Genomic DNA, 2,349 nt, shown 5'->3' with positions numbered 1-2,349 from the left:
ACACACCTGTTATAGGATCAAGCCTTACGGGCAATTAGTATCAGTTAGCTGAGCACATTACTGCGCTTACACACCTGACCTATCAACGTCCTGGTCTTGAACGACCCTTCAAGGGGCTCGAAGCCCCGGGGATATCTCATCTTAAGGCGAGTTTCCCGCTTAGATGCTTTCAGCGGTTATCTCTTCCGAACATAGCTACCCGGCGATGCCACTGGCGTGACAACCGGTACACCAGAGGTTCGTCCACTCCGGTCCTCTCGTACTAGGAGCAGCCCCCTTCAAATATCCAGCGCCCACGGCAGATAGGGACCAAACTGTCTCACGACGTTTTAAACCCAGCTCACGTACCTCTTTAAATGGCGAACAGCCATACCCTTGGGACCGGCTACAGCCCCAGGATGAGATGAGCCGACATCGAGGTGCCAAACACCGCCGTCGATATGAACTCTTGGGCGGTATCAGCCTGTTATCCCCAGAGTACCTTTTATCCGTTGAGCGATGGCCCTTCCATACAGAACCACCGGATCACTATGACCTGCTTTCGCACCTGCTCGACTTGTCGGTCTCGCAGTTAAGCACGCTTATGCCATTGCACTATCAGCACGATTTCCGACCGTACCTAGCGTACCTTCGTACTCCTCCGTTACACTTTGGGAGGAGACCGCCCCAGTCAAACTGCCTACCATGCACTGTCCCCGATCCGGATTACGGACCAAGGTTAGAACCTCAAACAGATCAGGGTGGTATTTCAAGGATGGCTCCACGCAGACTGGCGTCCACGCTTCACAGCCTCCCACCTATCCTACACAGACCGGTTCAAAGTCCAATGCAAAGCTACAGTAAAGGTTCATGGGGTCTTTCCGTCTAGCCGCGGGGAGATTGCATCATCACAAACACTTCAACTTCGCTGAGTCTCGGGAGGAGACAGTGTGGCCATCGTTACGCCATTCGTGCAGGTCGGAACTTACCCGACAAGGAATTTCGCTACCTTAGGACCGTTATAGTTACGGCCGCCGTTTACCGGGACTTCAATCAGGAGCTTGCACCCCATCATTTAATCTTCCGGCACCGGGCAGGCGTCACACCCTATACGTCCACTTTCGTGTTTGCAGAGTGCTGTGTTTTTATTAAACAGTCGCAGCCACCAGTTTATTGCAACCCCTTCACCCTTCTCGCGCAGGCGAGTCAAGCTACAGGGGCGTACCTTATCCCGAAGTTACGGTACCAATTTGCCGAGTTCCTTCTCCCGAGTTCTCTCAAGCGCCTTAGAATACTCATCTCGCCCACCTGTGTCGGTTTGCGGTACGGTCTTGTTGAACTGAAGCTTAGAGGCTTTTCCTGGAACCACTTCCGATTGCTTCGTCACCGAAGTGACTGGCCTCACACCCTTGAATTCCGCGCCCGGATTTGCCAAAGCGCCTTCTCCAATGCAAGGACCGGGACTTCCAACACCCGGACAACCTTCCGCGATCCGTCCCCCCATCGCATTCAACAATGGTGCAGGAATATTAACCTGCTTCCCATCAGCTACGCATTTCTGCCTCGCCTTAGGGGCCGACTCACCCTACGCCGATGAACGTTGCGTAGGAAACCTTGGGCTTACGGCGAGGGGGCCTTTCACCCCCTTTATCGCTACTCATGTCAGCATTCGCACTTCCGATACCTCCAGCACACTTTCCAGTGCACCTTCGCAGGCTTACGGAACGCTCTCCTACCATGCACATAAATGTGCATCCGCAGCTTCGGTATATGGCTTAGCCCCGTTACATCTTCCGCGCAGGACGACTCGATCAGTGAGCTATTACGCTTTCTTTAAAGGATGGCTGCTTCTAAGCCAACCTCCTGACTGTTTTAGCCTTCCCACTTCGTTTCCCACTTAGCCATATTTGGGGACCTTAGCTGGCGGTCTGGGTTGTTTCCCTCTTGACACCGGACGTTAGCACCCGATGTCTGTCTCCCGTGATTGCACTCTTCGGTATTCGGAGTTTGCTATGGCGTAGTAATCCGCAATGGACCCCACAACCATGACAGTGCTCTACCCCCGAAGGTGATACACGAGGCACTACCTAAATAGTTTTCGGAGAGAACCAGCTATTTCCAGGTTTGTTTAGCCTTTCACCCCTATCCACAGCTCATCCCCTAACTTTTCAACGTTAGTGGGTTCGGACCTCCAGTACGTGTTACCGCACCTTCATCCTGGCCATGGATAGATCACCTGGTTTCGGGTCTACACCCAGCGACTGAACGCCCTGTTCGGACTCGCTTTCGCTACGCCTGCCCTAATCGGTTAAGCTTGCCACTGAATGTAAGTCGCTGACCCATTATACAAAAGGTACGCCGTCACCCCTT

The 2,349-nt window shown here is 53.3% G+C and carries 1 rRNA gene; it reads right to left on the bottom strand.

The window, feature by feature from the left end:
- Positions 1–13: 13 nt before the first annotated feature.
- Positions 14–2,349 (bottom strand): 23S ribosomal RNA (locus H281_RS0134105); the annotation flags it as partial.

The organism is Paraburkholderia caledonica (genome assembly GCF_000383275.1).
In the GTDB taxonomy this organism is placed as follows: Bacteria; Pseudomonadota; Gammaproteobacteria; order Burkholderiales; family Burkholderiaceae; genus Paraburkholderia; species Paraburkholderia caledonica.
Note: the sequence above shows the minus strand (reverse complement) of the source record. Positions and strands in the feature narration are given on the sequence as shown.